The 19,512-nt window shown below is 61.7% G+C and carries 17 protein-coding genes; 4 read left to right on the plus strand and 13 right to left on the minus strand.

From position 1 onward, the window contains the following. Positions 1-326: 326 nt before the first annotated feature. The 6 genes from ASD52_RS25195 to ASD52_RS25220 form a co-directional block, all read right to left on the minus strand. Positions 327-1,349 carry a zinc-binding alcohol dehydrogenase family protein gene (locus tag ASD52_RS25195; protein ID WP_057206483.1) on the minus strand — a complete coding sequence of 341 codons (1,023 nt, stop codon included), beginning with the start codon at positions 1,347-1,349 and terminating at the stop codon, positions 327-329. A gap of 31 nt (positions 1,350-1,380) precedes the next feature. Beyond that, positions 1,381-2,358 (minus strand): ABC transporter permease, encoded by a 978-nt coding sequence (locus ASD52_RS25200; protein WP_057206480.1) that lies wholly within the window; start codon positions 2,356-2,358, stop codon positions 1,381-1,383. Between the two features lie 39 nt (positions 2,359-2,397). After that, positions 2,398-3,951: a sugar ABC transporter ATP-binding protein gene (locus tag ASD52_RS25205; RefSeq protein WP_057225771.1), complete on the minus strand. Its 1,554-nt coding sequence runs from the start codon at positions 3,949-3,951 to the stop codon at positions 2,398-2,400. 110 nt (positions 3,952-4,061) lie between these two features. Continuing rightward, entirely contained in the window at positions 4,062-5,051 is a 990-nt protein-coding gene (locus ASD52_RS25210; RefSeq protein ID WP_025425322.1) for an ABC transporter substrate-binding protein, read from the minus strand. 236 nt (positions 5,052-5,287) lie between these two features. Beyond that, a complete protein-coding gene (locus ASD52_RS25215) occupies positions 5,288-6,307 on the minus strand; it encodes an aldo/keto reductase (protein WP_025425321.1) in 1,020 nt (339 codons plus the stop codon). 40 nt (positions 6,308-6,347) lie between these two features. Continuing rightward, entirely contained in the window at positions 6,348-7,853 is a 1,506-nt protein-coding gene (locus ASD52_RS25220) for an altronate dehydratase family protein (protein WP_057206477.1), read from the minus strand. Between the two features lie 269 nt (positions 7,854-8,122). On the opposite strand from ASD52_RS25220, the gene ASD52_RS25225 reads away from it, so the two are divergent. Beyond that, the gene (locus ASD52_RS25225; RefSeq protein ID WP_025425319.1) at positions 8,123-9,001 is read left to right on the plus strand and encodes a GntR family transcriptional regulator; all 879 of its coding nucleotides are present in this window, start codon (positions 8,123-8,125) and stop codon (positions 8,999-9,001) included. 20 nt (positions 9,002-9,021) lie between these two features. Next, positions 9,022-10,110 carry a D-mannonate oxidoreductase gene (locus ASD52_RS25230; protein WP_025425318.1) on the plus strand — a complete coding sequence of 363 codons (1,089 nt, stop codon included), beginning with the start codon at positions 9,022-9,024 and terminating at the stop codon, positions 10,108-10,110. On the opposite strand, the gene hpaI is transcribed toward ASD52_RS25230, so the two are convergent. Continuing rightward, positions 10,104-10,910, minus strand: coding sequence for a 4-hydroxy-2-oxoheptanedioate aldolase (gene hpaI, locus ASD52_RS25235; RefSeq protein ID WP_057226312.1), 807 nt, complete (start codon positions 10,908-10,910; stop codon positions 10,104-10,106). The two genes, ASD52_RS25230 and hpaI, sit on opposite strands and share 7 nt — an antisense overlap. Before the next feature lie 109 nt (positions 10,911-11,019). Then, positions 11,020-12,474 carry an NADP-dependent succinate-semialdehyde dehydrogenase gene (gene gabD / locus ASD52_RS25240; RefSeq protein WP_025425316.1) on the minus strand — a complete coding sequence of 485 codons (1,455 nt, stop codon included), beginning with the start codon at positions 12,472-12,474 and terminating at the stop codon, positions 11,020-11,022. Between the two features lie 276 nt (positions 12,475-12,750). On the opposite strand from gabD, the gene ASD52_RS25245 reads away from it, so the two are divergent. After that, a complete protein-coding gene (locus ASD52_RS25245; RefSeq protein ID WP_025425315.1) occupies positions 12,751-13,347 on the plus strand; it encodes a nitroreductase family protein in 597 nt (198 codons plus the stop codon). A gap of 166 nt (positions 13,348-13,513) precedes the next feature. Here the strand turns inward: ASD52_RS25245 and gyrB are convergent, their stop codons facing one another. From gyrB to ASD52_RS25270, 5 genes are all read right to left on the minus strand, one after another. Then, positions 13,514-15,949, minus strand: a complete 2,436-nt coding sequence (gyrB, locus tag ASD52_RS25250) for a DNA topoisomerase (ATP-hydrolyzing) subunit B (protein WP_057206475.1) — start codon at positions 15,947-15,949, stop codon at positions 13,514-13,516. A gap of 135 nt (positions 15,950-16,084) precedes the next feature. Further along, positions 16,085-16,462: a helix-turn-helix transcriptional regulator gene (locus ASD52_RS25255; protein WP_025425313.1), complete on the minus strand. Its 378-nt coding sequence runs from the start codon at positions 16,460-16,462 to the stop codon at positions 16,085-16,087. Next, the gene (locus ASD52_RS25260; protein ID WP_025425312.1) at positions 16,459-17,028 is read right to left on the minus strand and encodes a Smr/MutS family protein; all 570 of its coding nucleotides are present in this window, start codon (positions 17,026-17,028) and stop codon (positions 16,459-16,461) included. Before ASD52_RS25260 ends, ASD52_RS25255 begins: the two co-directional genes overlap by 4 nt. Beyond that, positions 17,021-18,127, minus strand: coding sequence for a murein transglycosylase A (locus ASD52_RS25265; protein ID WP_025425311.1), 1,107 nt, complete (start codon positions 18,125-18,127; stop codon positions 17,021-17,023). Before ASD52_RS25265 ends, ASD52_RS25260 begins: the two co-directional genes overlap by 8 nt. A gap of 15 nt (positions 18,128-18,142) precedes the next feature. Further along, positions 18,143-18,847, minus strand: a complete 705-nt coding sequence (locus ASD52_RS25270; RefSeq protein ID WP_025425310.1) for a Tim44/TimA family putative adaptor protein — start codon at positions 18,845-18,847, stop codon at positions 18,143-18,145. Between the two features lie 130 nt (positions 18,848-18,977). Between ASD52_RS25270 and ASD52_RS25275 the strand changes: the two genes are divergently transcribed. Next, the gene (locus ASD52_RS25275; protein WP_025425309.1) at positions 18,978-19,484 is read left to right on the plus strand and encodes an FxsA family protein; all 507 of its coding nucleotides are present in this window, start codon (positions 18,978-18,980) and stop codon (positions 19,482-19,484) included. Positions 19,485-19,512: the final 28 nt, after the last annotated feature.

Genomic DNA, 19,512 nt, shown 5'->3' on the forward strand with positions numbered 1-19,512 from the left:
GCGTACCCCTTGGTTCAATCAACGACAACGCCGCTCCCAGTCGGACGCAAGCTTGCGATTGTTTGTCTTGGTGTCCGCAATCCCTGCCAGACTACCATGTTTCTTGTGCACTGCAACAAGTATACCCGTTTCGGTTCTAGACAAGCGACTTCTGCGAGAATGCGCCCGGATTACTGACAATTAACAAACGGACTTGCTCGGAGCTGGCCGAAAAGTCGCGTTTTCGTCAAAAATCGCGGATTTCGGCGAAGGCGTCTTACTTTCTCCGGCCGGCTTTCGATATCTGGCCGCCGATCCGCTTTCTCGCATCGCAGCAGAACGGGTCGTCACGCCGCCGCTATCCGGACGATCGCCTTGACCAGGCCCGACTTCTCATGCGCCCAGCGCGGCAGATCGTGGACCACCGCGTCCATCGTCGTTCGGTGGGTGATCAACCGCTCCACCGGCACCAGCCCCTCGCGTATCGAATTTACGACATGGTCGAAATCCTTGCGCGTGGCGTTACGGCTGCCGATCAACGTCATTTCCCGCTTGTGAAATTCCGGATCGGAGAAACGGATGCTGTCCTTGACGACGCTGACGAACACCAGTGTTCCCCCATGAGCCACATGGCCGAAGGAAGCCTCCATCGAACCGCCATGGCCGGTGGCATCGAAGACGACATCGAAACCATCGCCCCCGGTCGCCTCGGCGACGCGCCGAACGCACGCTTCGTCGGCAACGATGCCGGAACCGAAACCGAGCCGGTCGGTCGCAAACGCCAGCCGTTCGATGCTGGTATCCATCAGCGTCACCGCATGGCCGGCGATGCGCGAGAAGATGGCGGTTCCAAGCCCGATCGGCCCGGCGCCAATCACCAGAGCACGAACGCCGGCAGGGGCCGCAGCCCGGCGCACGGCATGGGCGCCGATAGCGAGGAATTCCACCGTCGCTGCCGCCTCTGGCGACAGATCGATCGCCGGATAAAGATTGCCCTCGGGAACGAGGATTTCCTCGCAGAAGGCTCCGTCGGTATGGACGCCGAGCACCTTGATCGCCGTGCAGCAGTTCGGCTTCCCCCGGCGGCAGGCGACACAGTCGCCGCAGGAAAGGTAGGGGTTGACCACCACAGGCGTTCCCGGCGCGATCGTCGTCGCCGGTCCGTTGGCAATTACCGTCGCGGAGATCTCATGCCCCATCACTCGCGGATATTCCAGGAACGGGTGCTTGCCGGCGAAGATGTGGTAGTCGGTGCCGCAGATGCCGACATGGCTGACGGCAACCCGCACCCACCCGGCCGATGGGGCGGGCGCGGGCGCGCGTTCAACAATCTCCAGGCGGCCGGGTTCCGGGCAGAGGACGGCTTTCATGTCATTTTCCGCATGTTGTCAGGGCCGGCGCCTAGCGCGCGCCGCGCCGCCTGAGCTGATCAAAATAGACGATCACGATGATGAGCACGCCGGTGATAATGCGCTGCCAGAACGAATTGACGTTGAGCAGGTTGGCGCCATTGTTGATCGTGGCGAGAATGAAGGCGCCAAGCAGCGGGCCGTGCACGGAGCCGACCGCGCCGAAGAGGCTGGTGCCGCCGATGACCGACGAGGCGATCGCCTGCAGCTCCCAGCCTTCGGCTTGCGTGGCGTTGCCGATGCCGATGCGGGAGGCGAGCAGCAGGCCGACAAAGGCCGCGCAGGTCGAGGACAGGATATAGGCAAGATAGATTGTGCGATGCACGTTGACGCCGGAAAGGCGGGCCGCCTCACTGTTGGAGCCGACGGCGAAGAGATAGCGGCCAAAGCGGCTCAAGTGCAGGAAGACATAGGCCGGGATCGCCACCACGATCACCATCCAGAACAGGCTGGGTACCCCGAGGAAGTTGGCGCGGGAGAAATTGGTGAAGGCCTCGTTGGTGATCGAGATCGTCGAGCCATTGGTGATCAACAGTCCGATGCCGCGCAGCGAGGTCAGGGTTGCAAGCGTGATGATGAACGGCGGCAGACCCATGCGGACAATACCGAAGGCGTGGAAGGCGCCGATCAGCACGCCGAAGGCGAGCGTCAGGATGATCGCAATCCAGAGCGGCACGCCGGCGGCAAGCAGCCAGGCGACGATCACGCTGGTGAAGCCGACAACGGCACCCACGGAAAGATCGATGCCCGCAGTGATGATGACGAAGGTCTGGCCGACCGCAAGGATCGCCGTCATGGCGCCCTGGCGCAACAGGTTGCTGATGTTGTTCGGCGTCCAGAAACTGTTGGTGGCAAGCCCCAAGAGCAGCCAGAGGAAAAGCAGGAGCCCGAGAAGCGTGAGCCCGAACAGGATGCTCACGCCTTTCCGCGGCGCGGGGCCGGCTCCGCTGTCGACCGTATCAGCACTCATCGTCGTCCTCCTGCTTCTTCTTGATTGTCATTGTCGCGATCAGACACCGATCGCCTGTGTCAGCACTTCCTCGTGGCTTGCCGCGTGATAGTCGTGGCTGGCGACCAGCCGTCCCCGGCGAAACACGTGCAGGCGATCGGACAGTTCGTAGACTTCAGGCAGGTAGGAGGAGATCAGGATGATCCCCGCTCCGTTTTCCAGAAGCCGGGCGAACAACCGGTAGATTTCCGCCTTGGTGCCGACGTCGACGCCGACCGTCGGCTCATCGAAGATGAAAAGCTTGGCGCCGTGGCTCAGCCACTTGCCGATGACGATCTTCTGCTGGTTGCCGCCGGACATCGCCGAGACAAGCACGCGGCGCGATGGCGTCTTGATCTTCAAATCCCTGATCTGCCGATCCGCATTCTCGATTTCCTTCTGACGGTTGATCGTCAGCCCGCGCGTCAGCCGACTGAAGATCGGCAGGTTGATGTTGAGGCCGATCGGCAGATTGAGGCAGAGGCCCTGATCGCGCCGGCTTTCCGGTGCCAACGCAATGCCGAGGTCTATCGCGATCCGCTCGTTGGCGATATTGACCTTGCGCCCCTGCCAGTAGACCTCGCCCGCAGTCGATGCATGGCGACCATAGAGGCCGAGCGCAAACTCGCTGCGTCCGGCACCGATCAGACCGTAGAGGCCGACGATCTCGCCGGCGCGAACGGTCAGCGACACATCCGCGAAACCGGGGCCGCTCAAGCCCCGGGTCTCGACGATCACTTCGCCGGCCGGAAAGTGTTCCTTGTGGTAGATCTGCTCGATGGTGCGATTGATCATCAGGGTGATCAGTTCGGCGTCGTTGGTCTCGCCGATCTTTCGCGTGCCGACGTGGGTGCCGTCGCGCAGCACCGACACACGATCGGCCAGCTCGAAGACTTCCTCCATGCGGTGGCTGATATAGACGATCGTCACACCTTCGCCCTGTAGCCGGCGAATGAGTCGGAACAGTTGCGCGGATTCCTGACGGGTCAGATAGGCGGTCGGCTCGTCGAAGATCAGAAACTGGGTGCCGCGCATGGCGGCGCGAGCGGTCGCGACCAACTGCTGCTGGCCGATCGTCAGGCTGCCGAGCGGCGCCGCGGCCGGCAGGTTGAAACCGAGATCGTCAAGGACGCTCTGGGCCGCCTCGGTCATGGCGCGCTTGCGCATCAGGCCGGCGCTGTTGATCTCGTCGCCGAGGAACATGTTGGCGGCGACGCTCAAGTGCGGGCATAGCACCACCTCCTGATGCACGGCGTTGATTCCGCGCGCAATCGCTTCTTGAGGATTGTCGAGCTGGACCGGCTTGCCGCACCAATAGACTTCGCCAGACGTGCGCCGGATGACGCCGGTCAAAAGCTTGATCAGTGTCGATTTTCCGGCACCGTTTTCACCAACGATGGCGTGAACTTCTCCTGATAGAAAGGTGATGGAGGCGGGCTTCAACGCTTCGACGGCGCCATATTTCTTCTGAAGCGCGCGCATTTCCAGGATCGGTTCGCCCCTCGGCACTGGGTGGCGGGCAGCCGTCCTCAAACCGTCGCTCTTGTTATCGCTGACCTCATCGAGACCTGGCATCTGCGCACTCCTCCCAATCGCACAGACTGCCAGCGGCCGGTCCTCGTATCCGGCCGCTGGCAACCGTATTCTCGGCGGCAGGCAATGCTCGCGCCTGCCGCCGATTGCCGTCAATTGACCTTCGGGTTCAGCAGTGCGTCGATCTTCGGTTCAGCCATGTTGGCCTTGGTCACCAGATTGGCGCCGGTATCGACATTGGCTTCGACCTTCTCCTTCTTCGAGACCGCAAGCGCCGTCTTCACGCCATCATAACCCATGCGGTAGGGATCCTGAACGACCAGGCCGGCCAGCACGCCTTCCTTGAGGAAGCCGACAGTCTTCTCGTCGCTATCGAAGCCGATCACCTTGATCTTGTCGCCGAGCTTGTTTTCGGCAATCGCCTGGCCGACACCCTGTGCCATGATCAGGTTGGAGGCAAAGACGCCGACGAGATTCGGGTTGGCGGTGATCAGGTCGGTCATCATGTTGAGACCGGTGGTTGCCTGGCCATCGGCATATTTGTCGGCCACGACCTTGAAGCCCGGATATTTCGTCTTGATCTGGTCGAGGAAGCCTTCGCGGCGCTGATCGAGCGAACCGACGCCGGGCAGGCTGGTGATGATGGCGATATCGCCTTCTTCCTTGCCCGACATTTCCTTGATCGCTGCAGCCAGACCATCGGCCGCGATCCTGCCACCCTGAACGTTGTCGGTCGTCAGGAACGAGGAGAACGCCTTGGAATCGGCGCCGGAGTCGATGCCGATGATCGGAACCGCCTTGGCAGCTTCGTCGATCGGCTTGCCCAGCGCCTTGAACTCGGTTGGTGAGATCACCACGGCAGCCGGAGAACCGGCAACGGCGTTTTCGAGGATGCTGATCTGACCGTTGATATCGGATTCGGACTGGGCGCCGAGCTCGGGAACGTTGACGCCGAGATCCTTGCCGGCCGCGCGCGCACCGGCCAGCACGATCTGCCAGTAGAAGGACGTGGTATCCTTGACGATGATCGGGATCGTGACATCCTGCGCGAAGGACGCGACGGGTGCCATCGCGGCGATCATCGTCGCGCCGGCCAGGGCAGTGAAGGCACGGCGGGAAAGAATGTGCTTGGCTATGCTCATTGGGGTTCTCCTCTCAGTGCACCTCGTTCCACCTTATGGAGATCGATTCGCCAGGTGCTTGCATATCGATCTTTTATCGATAAAAAACATATTGAAACGCTAATACAACGCTGTCCGCTTTGCAAGCAGTCGTTGCTGCGATTTACGTGACTGCACTGTCTCCTCCCAGATTACGTTTCGTTATGTGAAATTCGGGTTGTGCCTGCAAGGACCCGCGGGCTCGGCACCCTCAAGCATCAGGCCCGGACTGCCTCCAATCCAAGCTCCGGCGCCACAAGCGTGTAGGGCTCGAAAGCCGAGAAATCGTCCTTTGACATACGATGCCGCAGCGCATCGATGTTGCGCCTCAAGCTTTCCGGTTTCGCTGTCCCAAGCAGGACCGAGGCAACCACCGGATTGTCGAGCGGGAACTGCATGGCGGCAGCGGCCAACGGCACACCACGCTCCCGGGCAATGCGTTCCATCGCGCCGACCTTTTCGCGCACCTCGGCATTTGCTCGCATATAGTCGAAATGCGCGCCATCGACCGGGCCAGTCGCCAGGATGCCCGAGTTGAACACACCGCCGACGATCAGCGACGTCTTCTTTGTCTCGCAGAGCGGCAGGAGTTCGGCGACTGCGGAACGATCAAGCAGCGTATAGCGCCCCGCAAGCAGGATGCAGTCGATGTCGGCACGGCGCATCACCTCCAGGCAAACCGGAACCTCGTTGACGCCAAGCCCATAGGCCGCGATCACGCCACCAGCCTTTAGTTCCTCCAGCGCCTTAAGGCCGGAATCCAGCAATTGCCTGAGATAGACGGCGTTGCGGGCGACACCGTGCGTGTAGACGCCGATATCATGGACATAGAGGATATCGATGCGATTGAGGCCGAGGCGCGCATAGCTGAATTCCACCGAACGCATGATGGCATCGTAGCTGTAGTCGTAACGCACGTCGAAGTTCAGCGCCTTGACGTAGGAATAGTCCGGCACGGCGCCTTCAGGCACGGGATGCAGCAGCCGTCCGACCTTGGTGGACAGCACATAGTCACCGCGCGGCTTGTCGCGCAGGAAATCGCCGACCCGCCGCTCTGCAAGACCGAGCCCGTAATAGGGTGCGACGTCGAAATAGCGCAAACCAGAGCCCCAAGCGGCGTCCAGCGTTTCGATCGCCGCTTCGCGCGTGCATTCGCGGTAGAGCCCCCCAAGTCCGGCGGCGCCGAAGCTGTATTCGGTCACCGGCAGGTCGGTTCGACCGATCTTTCTCGTCTGCATTCCCTGTCTCCTCCCTCCTAGGATGCGCAAGCTCACATCATCAGAGTGTTGCCCCGAGATGCCAGGGCACGAATTCGTTGTCGCCGTAGCCGAAGAGTTCGCTCTTGGTCTTCTTTCCCGAAGCGGTATCGATGATGAGATCGAAGATCTCGCGACCGAGGTCGGCGATCGTCGCCTCGCCGGATGCGATCACGCCGCAATCGATGTCCATGTCTTCTTCCATCGCGCGGAACAGCGCGGTGTTGCTGGTCAGCTTGATCGACGGTGCCGGCCGACAGCCGAAACAACTGCCGCGGCCGGTGGTAAAGGCGATGACATTGGCTCCGCCGGCCACCTGGCCGGTCGCCGACACCGGATCGTAGCCGGGCGTATCCATGAAGACGAGCCCGTGTTCAGTGACGCGTTCGGCATAGCCGTAAACCGCATTGAGCGGTGAGCGCCCGCCCTTGGCGACCGCACCCAGCGACTTCTCCAGAATGGTTGTGAGGCCACCGCGTTTGTTGCCCGGCGAAGGATTGTTGTCGAGCGATGCACCATGCAGCGCGACGTAGTTTTCCCACCAGACAATCAGCCCGTCGAGCTTTGCGGCGACCGCCGCGCTGGCGGCACGGCTGCGCAACAGATGTTCGGCGCCGTAGATTTCTGACGTTTCGGAAAGGATGGCGGTACCACCGGCAGCCGCCAGGATATCCACCGCCGCTCCCAGCGCCGGGTTAGCGGTGATGCCAGACAGCCCGTCCGAGCCGCCGCATTGCAGACCGACGATGATTTCGCTGACCGGAATGGCGACGCGACGTTGCCTGCCGACTTCCTCGGCAATTTCATCGAGGATGCCGAGTGCACGCTCGACCGAGCGTCGGGATCCGCCGGCCTCCTGGATGTTGAAGTGGCGCTTTTCCTGCCCGGCTCCGCTCTGCCCGTAAAGCGTCAACTGGTTGACCTCGCAGCCGAGCCCGACCATCAGCACCCCGCCGAAATTGGCGTGGCGCGCGTAGCCCGCCAAGGTCCTGTGCAGGTTCATCATGCCGTCGCCGGTCGAAGACATGCCGCAACCCTGGTCATGCACGATCGGCACGAATCCGTCGATGCCATCATATTTCGGCAAGATGCGTCTGTTGGCCTCCTCGGCGATTGCCCGGCAGACGGTGGTGGAACAGTTCACGCTGGCAATGATGCCGATATAGTTGCGCGTCGCCGCCCGTCCGTCTTTGCGCCGATAGCCCATGAAGGTGCGCGCCCTGTCGGCGGCGCTCGCCTCTTCCGGCGCGCCTTGTGGACTGATGGCCAAGCGATCCTGATCGAAGGAGAGGTTGTGGGAATGGACATGCTCGCCGGCTTCTATATCGCTGGTCGCGCGTCCGATCGCCTGGGCATATTTGACCACGGGGTCGCCCGCACGAATCCGCCGTATGGCGACCTTGTGCCCCAGATCGATCTTCGTGGCGGTGCGAACTCCGCCCGGCAGGGCCTCGCCGGCAGCGATTGCCAACGTCGCCACGGCCACATTGTCCTCAGGAGCCAGAAGGATTGAAGACGGCACAGACACTCTGAATTTCTCCGTGAAAACTGCTGCGATTTTGAGAAGGGTCTATTTGTCTTTTATCCACAATAGACAGATCGCCGTCAATGGGTATTATGAAACGAGACAGCGCCGCCCGCCCGCAGGCACAGCAGCAACAGGGGAGAAACGTCATGATTTTGGTGCGAGAGCCAAAGACAAGCGCGCGCCGGCAGGTTAGATCGGCGGCCGACGAAAGCTGATCTTCCGATCAGCGGCTCATCGCTCGCGCAACCCCAACCGTCCGGATCCTGGCAATGGCAAAACAGAACACCGTCTTCAAGGATGCCTATAACCGCTGCCTGAAAGTGCTGGCGGAGACATCTTCCCTGCCCTCCGAGCCGGAACTCGGTCAGGTGCTCGGCGTGAGCCGGACGACGGTGCGTGCCATTCTCCGCCGCTTCGAAGAGGCGAAGCTGATCACCTGGGACAAGCGCAAGAAGATCGTGCTGCGCCAGCCGCAACCGGACGACTATTTCCCGACGGAGGAAACGGATTCGCTGGCCGAGATCATCGAGCGCAGCTTCATGCGCCGGATTCTGGCCGGCGGCGCCGAGCCTGGCATGCAGATCAACGAACTGGAGCTGGCACGCGAGATCGGCGCCGGTACCACGAGCGTGCGGGAGTTCCTGATCCGCTTCAGCCGGTTCGGGCTGATCGAGAAGCGACCGAACAGCCACTGGATCCTCAAAGGTTTCACCCGCGAGTTTGCGCTGGAACTGACCGAGGTCCGCGAGATGTTCGAGCTTCGCTCGGCTGCAAGTTTCGTTGCGCTGCCGGACAGCCATCCGGCCTGGCAGGAGCTGAACAGGATCGAGGCGCTGCACCACGAAATCCTGGCCGACATCGACAACCGCTACAAGGAATTCTCCGAACTCGACGAGCGCTTCCACCTCCTGGTGCACAAGTCGTCGAGCAATCGTTTCATCGTCGATTTCTACGACATCATCTCGATCGTGTTCCACTATCACTACCAATGGAACAAGACCAACGCGCGGCAGCGAAATGCGCGCGCGCTTGAAGAGCACCTTGCTTACATCGAAGCGCTCAGGTCTCACGATCCAAAACGTGCCGAGGAAGCCTGCCGGCGACACCTGCGCTCGGCACGCGAGACCCTGCTGCAATCCATTCCATAGCCAGCTACCGGAGCACCGGCATGAAGACCCCATTTGTGCAGTTTGGAACGAGCCGCTTTCTTCAGGCGCATGCCGATCTCTTCATCAGCGAGGCGCTGGAAAGGCAGGAAGCACCGGGGCGGATCACGGTGGTACAGACGACCGGCTCAGCGGAACGGTCGGGACGCCTGGTGGCACTGACGCAACCCGATGGTTATCCCGTGATGATCCGTGGCCTTGCCGACGGCAAGCCGGTGGACAAGATCGAGCGGGTCAAGAGCGTCGTCCGGGCCGTGTCAACAAACGACAACTGGGATGCTGTTTGCCATATCGTGGCGGACGAGGCCGAATTCCTGATCTCGAACACCGGTGATACCGGCTACGACGTTTCCGGCGACGACCTGTCGACATACGTGCCGCTGTCTTTTCCCGGCAAACTTCTCCTGCTTTTGAAAGCCCGCTTCGATGCCGGCGGCAAACCGCTGACCATCCTTCCGTGCGAACTGGTGTCGCGCAATGGCGACGTGCTGAAAGCCATCGTGCTGGAGCTCGCGCGCGAGCGCCTCGGCGACCCGCAATTCGTGTTCTGGCTGGCGAACGCGATAATCTGGGCCAACACGCTGGTGGACCGGATCGTCTCGGAACCGATCGAGCCCGCCGGCGCCGTGGCCGAACCCTACGCTTTATGGGCGATCGAGAAACAGCGGGGGTTGAGAGCGCCTTGCGCGCACGAATGCGTGATACTGGTCGACGACCTGACGCACTACGAAAAATTGAAGCTTCATATCCTCAACCTCGGCCACACGGTGCTCGCGGATATCTGGCTGAGGCAGGGCCGCGATCCCGACGAAACAGTCCGGCAGATCCTTGCCGATGCGGACGTCGCCAGGCGGCTCGAGGATATCTACGCACAAGAAGTCGTTCCTGCCTTTGCCGCCAAGGGCCTCGGGCGACAGGCGAGTGCCTATGTCGCAACGACGCTCGACCGCTTCCGAAATCCGTTCCTTGACCATCGCATGGGCGATATCGCCAACCATCACACTGAAAAGATCGTGCGACGGATTGCCGAGCTCCGGCGCTGGAGCCCTGAAGTTGCCATGCCGATGCTCAGCGCGATCTGCGATCAGTAGCCGGCTTCCAGCTTGTCGGGTTTATGCCCCTGCTCGTCGGTAAATTCCTGGCGCAGCGCCTGTGTCGCCCGAACCAGGGATGTGACATCGGTGCCGATCGCCATGAAATCGGCCCCGAGATCGCGATACTCGCGTGCCTGCGCGAGATCGAGCGTCATGATTCCGCGCGCTTTTCCGGCCTTGTCGATGCGCGCGAAGGCATCGACAATCGCCGCCCGTACATCCGGGTGTCCTGGGCTGCCGAGATAGCCCATATCCGCGGCGAGATCCGACGGTCCGATGAACAGGCCGTCGACGCCTTCAAGAGCGGCAATCTCATCGATCGCCGCCAGGCCGGCGCGGCTCTCGATCTGCAAGAGAAGGCAGATCTGGTCATTTGCGGTGTGGAGATAGTCGGCTATCCGGCCGAATTGCGATGCACGCGCCAGTGCCGCGCCGACACCGCGAATGCCATGCGGCGGATAGCGGGTTGCTCGAACAAGTTCCCTGGCCTGCTCGGCGCTTTCGACCATCGGGATCAGCAGCGTCTGGACGCCGACATCGAGGATCTGCTTGATCAGCGCGGTATCGCCGACAGGAAGGCGAACGATCGGGTGGCTGGCGGATGCCGTCACTGCCCGGAACTGCGCCGACAACAGCGGCAGGTCGTTGGGCGCATGCTCGCCGTCGATCAACAGCCAGTCATAACCGCTGTTGGAGACGACTTCGGCCGCATAGGGGCTCGCCAGCGCGACCCAAAGCCCGAGTTGAAAGCGCTGCTCGCGAAGGGCGGCCTTGAAGGGGTTGGTTGGTGCCGGCATCGCGTCATCTCCTCTTTTCACGACGTCAACTTCTGTACCGGCAAACGAAAAAACCGGCCAGAGCTTTCCGGCCGGTTTCGCGATCAGATTGTATCGGACTGCAAATGCGTCAGGCGATGCCGCCGAGGCAGACATATTTGATCTCGGTAAACTCCTCGATCCCGTACTTCGAACCTTCGCGGCCGAGGCCCGAGAGCTTGACGCCGCCGAACGGTGCTTCCGCCGTGGAGATCAGCCCGGTGTTGACGCCGACCATGCCGTATTCCAGCGCCTCGGCCACGCGGAACACCCGCGCCAGATCCTTGGCATAGAAATAGGAGGCCAGCCCGAACTCGGTGTCATTGGCCTGTTCGACGACATCGGCCTCATCCTTGAAGCGGAACAGCGGCGCGACCGGGCCGAAGGTTTCCTCGCGGGCGACTGCCATCGCCTGGGTGACATCGGCCAGAACCGTTGCTTCGAAGAAGGTGCCGCCGAGCGCATGGCGCTTGCCGCCCTGGATGACGCGCGCGCCCTTGGCGGTGGCATCGGCGATATGCTCTTCCACCTTCTCCAGTGCCGCCTTGTCGATCAGCGGGCCGAGGATGACGCCCTGGTCGAGACCATTGCCGATCTTGAGCTTGGCAACGGCCGCCGCCAGCTTGTCGGAGAAGGCATCATAGACCTTGTCCTGCACGTAGATACGGTTAGCGCAGACGCAGGTCTGGCCGTTGTTGCGGAACTTGGCGATCAATGCGCCTTCCACGGCCGCATCGAGATCGGCGTCGTCGAAGACGATGAACGGCGCATTGCCGCCGAGTTCCAGCCCGAGCTTCTTGATCGTGCCGGCGCTCTGGCGATAGAGCTCGGCGCCGACCTCGGTCGAGCCGGTAAAGGTCAGCTTGCGCACCACCGGATTGGCGGTCATTTCGGCACCGATTTCGCGGGCCGAGCCGGTCACGACGCTGAAGAGCCCCTTGGGCAGGCCGGCGCGCTCGGCAAGAACGGCGATGGCAAGGGCCGAGAACGGCGTCTGCGACGCCGGCTTCAACACCATGGCGCAACCGGCGGCAAAGGCCGGGCCGGCCTTGCGGGTGATCATCGCGTTGGGGAAGTTCCAGGGCGTGATCGCAGCGACGACGCCGATCGGCTGCTTCATCACCATGATGCGCTTGTCCGGCTGATGGCCTGGGATCAGGTCGCCGTAGATGCGACGGCCCTCTTCGGCAAACCATTCGACGAAGCTGGCGCCATAGACGATTTCGCCGGTCGCCTCTGCCAGCGGCTTGCCCTGTTCGAGCGTGAGGATGCGGCCGAGATCGTCCTTGTTCTCGATCATCAGCTCAAACCAGCGGCGAAGCACACCGGCGCGATCCTTGGCGGTGCGGGCAGCCCAACCCTTCTGCGCCAGACGCGCCGCTTCGATTGCCGCCTTGGTTTCCTTGCCTCCAAGCTTCGGTACGCGGCCGACGAGTTCGCCCGTTGCCGGGTTCACCACATCGATCGCATTGGCGGCATCCGCTTCGATCCATTCGCCGCCAATCAAGGCAGCCTGGCGAAACAGTGACGGGTCCTTAAAAGTCATCGCGCGTCCTCTCTCAGAAAAATCTACAGAACTTATACAACTTTTTTATCGATCTCGACAATCACCCGAAACGCCGTTTCTGCATATTCCGTTTTAGCACCGGATCGGGCCGACAAAAGGACCGACGATCCGCGCGCAAAGCCGGTTTCATCGCTCCTCGATCCCATGTAGCGTCCGCAGCGAATCTCGCCCTACGTCTCGCTAACGACGGCAATCGTCATCGACGGCGGCGCGCTCCTCCCACGGGATTCCCGATACGATAAAAGAGGTATGTTCATGACGGAAAGCAATCACAGAACCGCCGACCACCCGATCGACACCATGTTCCTGAAACGCTGGTCGCCACGTGCGTTCACCCAGGAGGAGATCAGCGAAGAAGAACTGCTCTCACTGCTCGAAGCCGCCCGCTGGGCACCCTCGGCGAGCAACAGCCAACCCTGGCGGTTCGTCTATGCCCGCCGCGGCACCGAGCATTTCGCGCGCCTGCTGGATATTCTCAACGAGAGCAATCAGCGCTGGGCGAAGCATGCCGCAGCCCTGGTGATCGTTATCTCCAAGACGCACACGCAGGCAGCCACCGGCGAGATGCGGGCCGCCTACACCCATGCCTTCGACACCGGCGCCGCCTGGTTCAGCCTTGCGCTCCAGACAACCGCTGCCGGCTGGCACGCGCATGCAATGGCGGGCATTGATCGCGACAAGGCGATGACGAGCCTTGGCGTGCCCGCGCACTACCGGGTCGAGGCGGCGGTAGCAATCGGCCGGCTTGCCGACCCCTCGACGCTTCCGGACGATCTGCGTGAGCGGGAAAAGCCGAGCCAACGCAAGCCGCTTGCCGAACTGGCCTTCGAAGGCCGGTTCAAGGGGGAATAGAGCCTTTCCAAGAAAGGTGCGGAACGGTCTTCCGCCAGGAAGTGCGCAAAAACAAAGAGATAGAGCGTTTCTGCGTCTCAGTTTAAGCCGGAGACACTCCAGACAAAAAAGATCCCGGTGCCTTGCGGCACCGGGATCATTAGAAGTGCGGCTGATCGTATTGCGATCAGATATCGAGGTTGGCGACGCTCAGCGCGTTTTCCTGGATGAAGTCGCGGCGCGGCTCGACCTCGTCGCCCATCAGGCGCGAGAACAGGCCATCCGCGTCCGTCGCGTCGTTCACCCGAACCTGCAGCAGCGAACGCACGTTCGGATCGAGCGTCGTCTCCCAGAGCTGCTCGGCATTCATCTCGCCAAGACCCTTGTAACGCTGCATCGACAGACCCTTGCGGCCTGCTGCGAAGATTGCATCCAGAAGCGCGCGCGGGCCGCTGATATCTTGCCCACCATCGCGGCGGCGAAGCACCGGAGGCGCGGAATAGATCTCCTTGAGCTTCGATGTCAGCTGGTCGATGTGGCGGGCGTCGGACGAGCCGATCAGCGCCATATCGAGGATGGCGACTTCCTTGACGCCACGAACCATGCGTTCAAGCTTGAGACCGCCTTCGGCGGTGACCGCTCCGGTCCAGCCGCGTTCAGTCTCTTCGGCGATCACATCAAGCCTGCGCGCCACTTCGATCGCGACCTGCTCGTATTGTTCGCGCTGGCCGTTGAGTTCGACATTCAAGGCGCCGGCAATGGCTGCCTGTTCGACAATCGAACGATTGTAGCGCGAGTGAAGACCATCCATCAGGTTACGCACGCGCAACGCATCGTTGATGACTTCGCGCAGGTCCTGACCGGCGCGAACCTCACCGGAAGCAAGCTCCAGCGTAGCTTCCTCGAGGCCCATCGAGATCAGGTAATCTTCCAGCGCCTGCTCGTTTTTCAGGTACTGGGCGGACTTGCCGCGCGTCACCTTATAAAGCGGTGGCTGGGCAATATAGAGGTGGCCGCGCTCGATCAGCTCCGGCATCTGCCGGAAGAAGAAGGTGAGCAGCAGGGTGCGGATGTGGGCGCCGTCGACGTCGGCGTCCGTCATGATGATGATCTTGTGGTAGCGCAGCTTGTCGGCGTTGAACTCGTCTTTACCGATCGATGTGCCGAGCGCGGTGATCAGCGTGCCGATTTCCTGGCTCGAAAGCATCTTGTCGAAACGCGCGCGTTCGACGTTCAGGATCTTGCCACGCAGCGGCAGGATCGCCTGGTTTTCGCGCGAGCGTCCCTGCTTGGCCGAACCGCCTGCCGAATCACCCTCCACCAGGAAGACTTCGGATTTTGCCGGATCGCGTTCGGAGCAGTCCGCCAACTTGCCCGGCAGCGAGGAGATGTCGAGCGCGCCCTTGCGGCGCGTCAGTTCGCGTGCCTTGCGCGCCGCCTCGCGTGCGGCGGCCGCTTCGACGACCTTGCCGACAAGGATCTTGGCGTCGGAGGGATGCTCCTCCAGCCAGGTGCTCAAGGCTTCGTTGACGAGGCTTTCGACCACCGGACGAACTTCCGAGGAAACCAGCTTGTCCTTGGTCTGCGATGAGAACTTCGGATCCGGCACCTTGACCGAGAGAACGGCGGTCAGGCCTTCGCGGCAGTCGTCGCCGGTCAGCGTGACCTTTTCCTTCTTGGTGATACCAGAGCTTTCGCCATAGGAGGTGATCTGCCGGGTCAGCGCACCGCGGAAACCGGCCATGTGCGTGCCGCCGTCGCGTTGCGGAATGTTGTTGGTGAAGCAGAGCACGTTCTCGTGGTAGCTGTCGTTCCACCACATCGCGACTTCGACGGTGATACCGTCCTTTTCGCCGCGGATCGAAACCGGCTTCTGCACGAGCGGCTTCTTGGCCCGGTCGAGATAGGCAACGAAGGCTTCAAGGCCGCCGTCATACATCATCTCGTCCTGGCGCACGTCCGAATGGCGCTTGTCGGTCAGGACGATGCGCACGCCGGAATTCAGGAAGGCGAGTTCGCGCAGGCGATGCTCGAGCGTGCCGTAGTCGAAGTCCGTCTTGGTAAAGGTGTCTGTGCTCGGCAGGAACGTCACTTCGGTGCCGGTATCGGTGCCGGCGTCGCCGATCACCTTCAGCGGGCTGTCAGCCACGCCGTGGGTGAAGCTCATCTCATGGATCTTGCCCGCACGGCGGATCTTCAACCGCAGCATGACGGACAGCGCGTTGACCACCGAAACGCCAACGCCGTGCAGACCGCCGGAAACCTTGTAGGAATTCTGGTCGAACTTACCGCCGGCGTGGAGTTGCGTCATGATGACCTCGGCCGCCGAGACGCCCTCTTCCTTGTGGATGTCGGTCGGGATGCCGCGGCCGTTGTCGGTTACCGTCACCGAGCCGTCGGCATTGAGCGTCACCGTGACGATATCGGCGTGGCCTGCGAGAGCCTCGTCGATGGCGTTGTCGACCACCTCGTACACCATGTGATGCAGACCGGAGCCGTCGTCGGTGTCGCCGATATACATGCCCGGCCGCTTGCGTACGGCATCCAGGCCCTTCAACACCTTGATGGAGTCGGCACCATATTCGGCGGCGGCGCCGGTATCGGTTTCAGGAATATCGGTCATTCGGCTTCGGGTCTTTCCAGGTTCTTCGGACGGGGTGATTCGTTGCGAATCACGTCTCGGACGCCTCGCGGACTATAGAAAATTTGTCCACGGTTCCAAATCCCGGACCGCGCGCAGCGGCCGGAAAACAGCTGTTCATCCCCTGTCATTAGCAGGAAATGTGGCTTTTTCCAAAACATCTTCCAGGGCGCGGATCGTGTCGATGGACAAATAGCGGATTTGCCCTCTCAAGCGGTTGGCGAAGGCCGTGTATTCCGGCGCCAGCCCGGACGTATCCAGCACCACTTTCGGCGCGGAGACCTGGGCGATCTGGAACAATTCCTCGGCATCGTCCCAGATGACATTGAAATAGCCGGCGACCCTTTGCAGAAAATCGAAGCTCGGCGCGCCGCGCTTTCCATGTTCGAGCGCTGAGAGATAGGCGGCAGAGACGCCGATCGCCGCGGCCATCTGCTTCTGCGACACCCCCTTCTTGCGCCGCAACGCGCGCACCGCCACGCCAAAGGGGGTCACGTCGTGCTTCCCTTGCTGCGCGCCAGGCGGACATACAGCGCACCATCGCCGCCATGATTGCGGGCCGCGGGCTCGTAGCTCGAGATCAATGGCCGGAACTCCGGCAGCGAGAACCAGAGCGGCACGGCACGCTTCAAGGCGCCGTCGCTGCCGATCGACGTTCCCTTGCCGGTGATGACAAGAACGTGGCGCAGCCCGCGCTCATGCGCTCTCAAAAGAAAATGCAGGAGGAAGCCATGGGCCTCGCTCTGGATCATGCCGTGGAGATCGATCCGCGCTTCAAGCGCGAGGTGCCCCTTCGACAGCTTGCGCTTGACCGGCTTTTCAAGCGGATAGTGGTGTCTGCCGTTCGCGGTCTTGCTGAGGGCAATTCCCTGCTGGTCGTCGGCACCACTCGGCGAGGCCGTGGCCTGCGTCTTCTGCGGCTCGTCCTTGGGCTCGGCCGGAACATCCTCGCCGAGGAATTCCCGGAGATCGTCGAGACGGCCAGGCATGGGCCTGGTCGTGCGTGCCACCTTTCCCCAGAGGATCCGCTCTTCGGCCGAAAGCTTCTTGCCCCTAGCCATTGCCGTATCTTGCCGCGGCCGCACGAGGGATGAAGATGTAGAAATCGGCTTCGTTGCGAACCGCACCCGCAAGCTCGCCCGCCCTGTCACCGGATCCGGTGAAGATGTCGCCGCGGGCCGGGCCGACGATCGCCGATCCGGTGTCAAGCGCCAGCATCAGCCGCCGAAACGGCCGCCCGGCATCGAGACGCGTCAGGCTGTCGCTTGAGATGAAAAACGGCACGCCGAAGGTATGGATCAGCCGATCGACGGCAAGCGATCGTCCCGGCTCCAGCGAAACCTTGGCGGCAGCGACCGGCCCCAGCCGCTCGTCTTCGACGTCCGCCTCGCGGAAAAAGATGAAGGAACGATTGTGCCAAAGTACCTCGTCGATCTTATCCGGATTGGCGGCGAGCCAACCCCGGATGCTCATCATCGACACGGTGGCGGCATCGATCTCGCCGCGATCGATCAGCAGCTTTCCGATCGGGGAAAAATAATGACCGGTCTTGGCGGCATAGGTGATGCGCCGGCGCGAACCGTCGGGATAGACGAGCCGGGCAGCACCCTGGACGTGGACGAAGAACACATCGACCTTGGATCTGGCATAGGCAATCTCCAGACCGCGCCCCGCCAGAAAGCCCTCATCGATCGCGCGACGGTCGGGATATTCGCCAACCACGCCGTCATGCAGCCGGCCGAAGGCGAAATAGGGATCCATATCGGCCGGCCGGTTGGTGTCGTCGACGTCGACGAGATCGATTGGGCGCCGATAGATCGGATAGCGGAAGACTTCGTCGGGTGTCGCTCGCACGTCGATCTCGGGCTCGTAGAACGCCGTCACGAAACCGGTCTTGGCGTTTTCCGGCCTGATCCTGAAGGCGACGAACTGTTGCTCGAAGAATGCGCGGGCTGCAGCCGCGTCGGCAACATCTGCGCTTGCAGCCGAAAACGCGGGCACCAAATCATCGACAGAAATGCCCAGCGAACCGGTGCGGTAAGGCTTTGCCGTCGAGACATGGTGGTGACAGCGGCGCAGCGCGTCGATCACCGCCGTTGGATCGTCGTCCTGCCACCCCGGTAGATCGGAGAAGGTGACAGGCTCAAGTCGAAGCGTCATGGTCGCCCCTTCCGATCAGTTTTCGGATTCGGTAGCGATCAGCTTCCAATTCGGATCACGTGAACGAATGTCGCGCGAGAAAGTCCAGAGATCGTTGACTTCGGCCACCGACTCCGCGTCTCCATCGATGATGGCGCCCTGCTTGTCGTAGGTCGCCGAGATCAACTGGCTGACGATCCGGACCGTGATGTTTTCTTCGCTGTCCTTGACCTCGGCGTGGATGATGTCGGCCTTCTCGATGCCGACGAAGGTAGATTTCACCACCTCGCCCTTGCGCTCGCGCTCGGCAATCGCGGCGTCGAAGCCTTCATAGACCTCGCGCGACAACAGGTTCTTCAGCGTCTTTCGGTCGCCGTCGGCAAAAGCCATAACGATCATCTCGTAGGCCATCTTCGCCCCGTTGACGAACTCCTTCGGGTCGAAGCCGGTGTCGGCGTCGGTCAACGAACGGAGCTGATCGTTGAGCGGCGTCCCCGCCTTGGCAAAGGCGTCAATCGCGGCATAGCGGGCCGAATCGTCCTCGACATTGTCGCGGCGCGGCAGCTGGACGACCTTGCCATTGTCGGCCTTTTCAGGCCCCTGACTCATGTCTCTCGGAGAATAGGGATCAAACGGTGGCCGCTCGCTGCCGGTCCGGCGACCGAGAACGCTGCGCAACTGCAGGAAAATGACCACTGCGGCGATCAAGAAAAAAAACGTGATGAAGTCGAAAGAGCCCATTTCCACCTGAAACCGCTGTTAGAATTTCTCGTAGCTATTCCATATAGTCCGCAAGGATAGATCATTCAAACAGCGTTGTCGCACCCTTAGATCGGAGGTGACGATGCGAAGACCCTTTCAGGCACCGCTAATGCGCTCAATGTTAATTCCCCTGGTCGTTCTTGGACTGCCCCTTGCCGAGATTGCCGGCTTCGTCATCGTCGGCCGCGAAATCGGCCTGGCGATGACGCTGCTGCTCGTTCTGTCGAGCGCAATCGCCGGGGTCGTCCTCCTTCGCTTCCAGGGTTTCGCCATGATCAGGCGCATGCAGGAAGCAACGCGCACTGGCAGCGATCCCGGCCGCGAGGTCCTCGGCGGTGCCTTGATGTTCGTCGCAGCCCTGTTGTTGATCGTGCCCGGCTTCATCAGCGACATCTTCGGTCTGTTTTTATTTGTGCCGCCTGTCCGGCAGGCCGTGGCCGGCTATCTGAGGTCAAAAATGACGATTGTAACCGCTGCCTCGAGCCAGTCCTGGCGCGGACCGAGCCATTCACCGGAAGAGCGCGCCCAACCGCGCGTCATCGACCTTGGCGAAGGCGAGTTCTCAAGGACCGATGATGACGAACCAAACCCGTCCGAAGAGCGCCGGCGGCAATAGCAAAGGCCTGTGGCGCAGGGTTGTAAGC

The organism is Ensifer sp. Root142 (genome assembly GCF_001426785.1).
Taxonomy (GTDB): domain Bacteria; phylum Pseudomonadota; class Alphaproteobacteria; order Rhizobiales; family Rhizobiaceae; genus Ensifer; species Ensifer canadensis.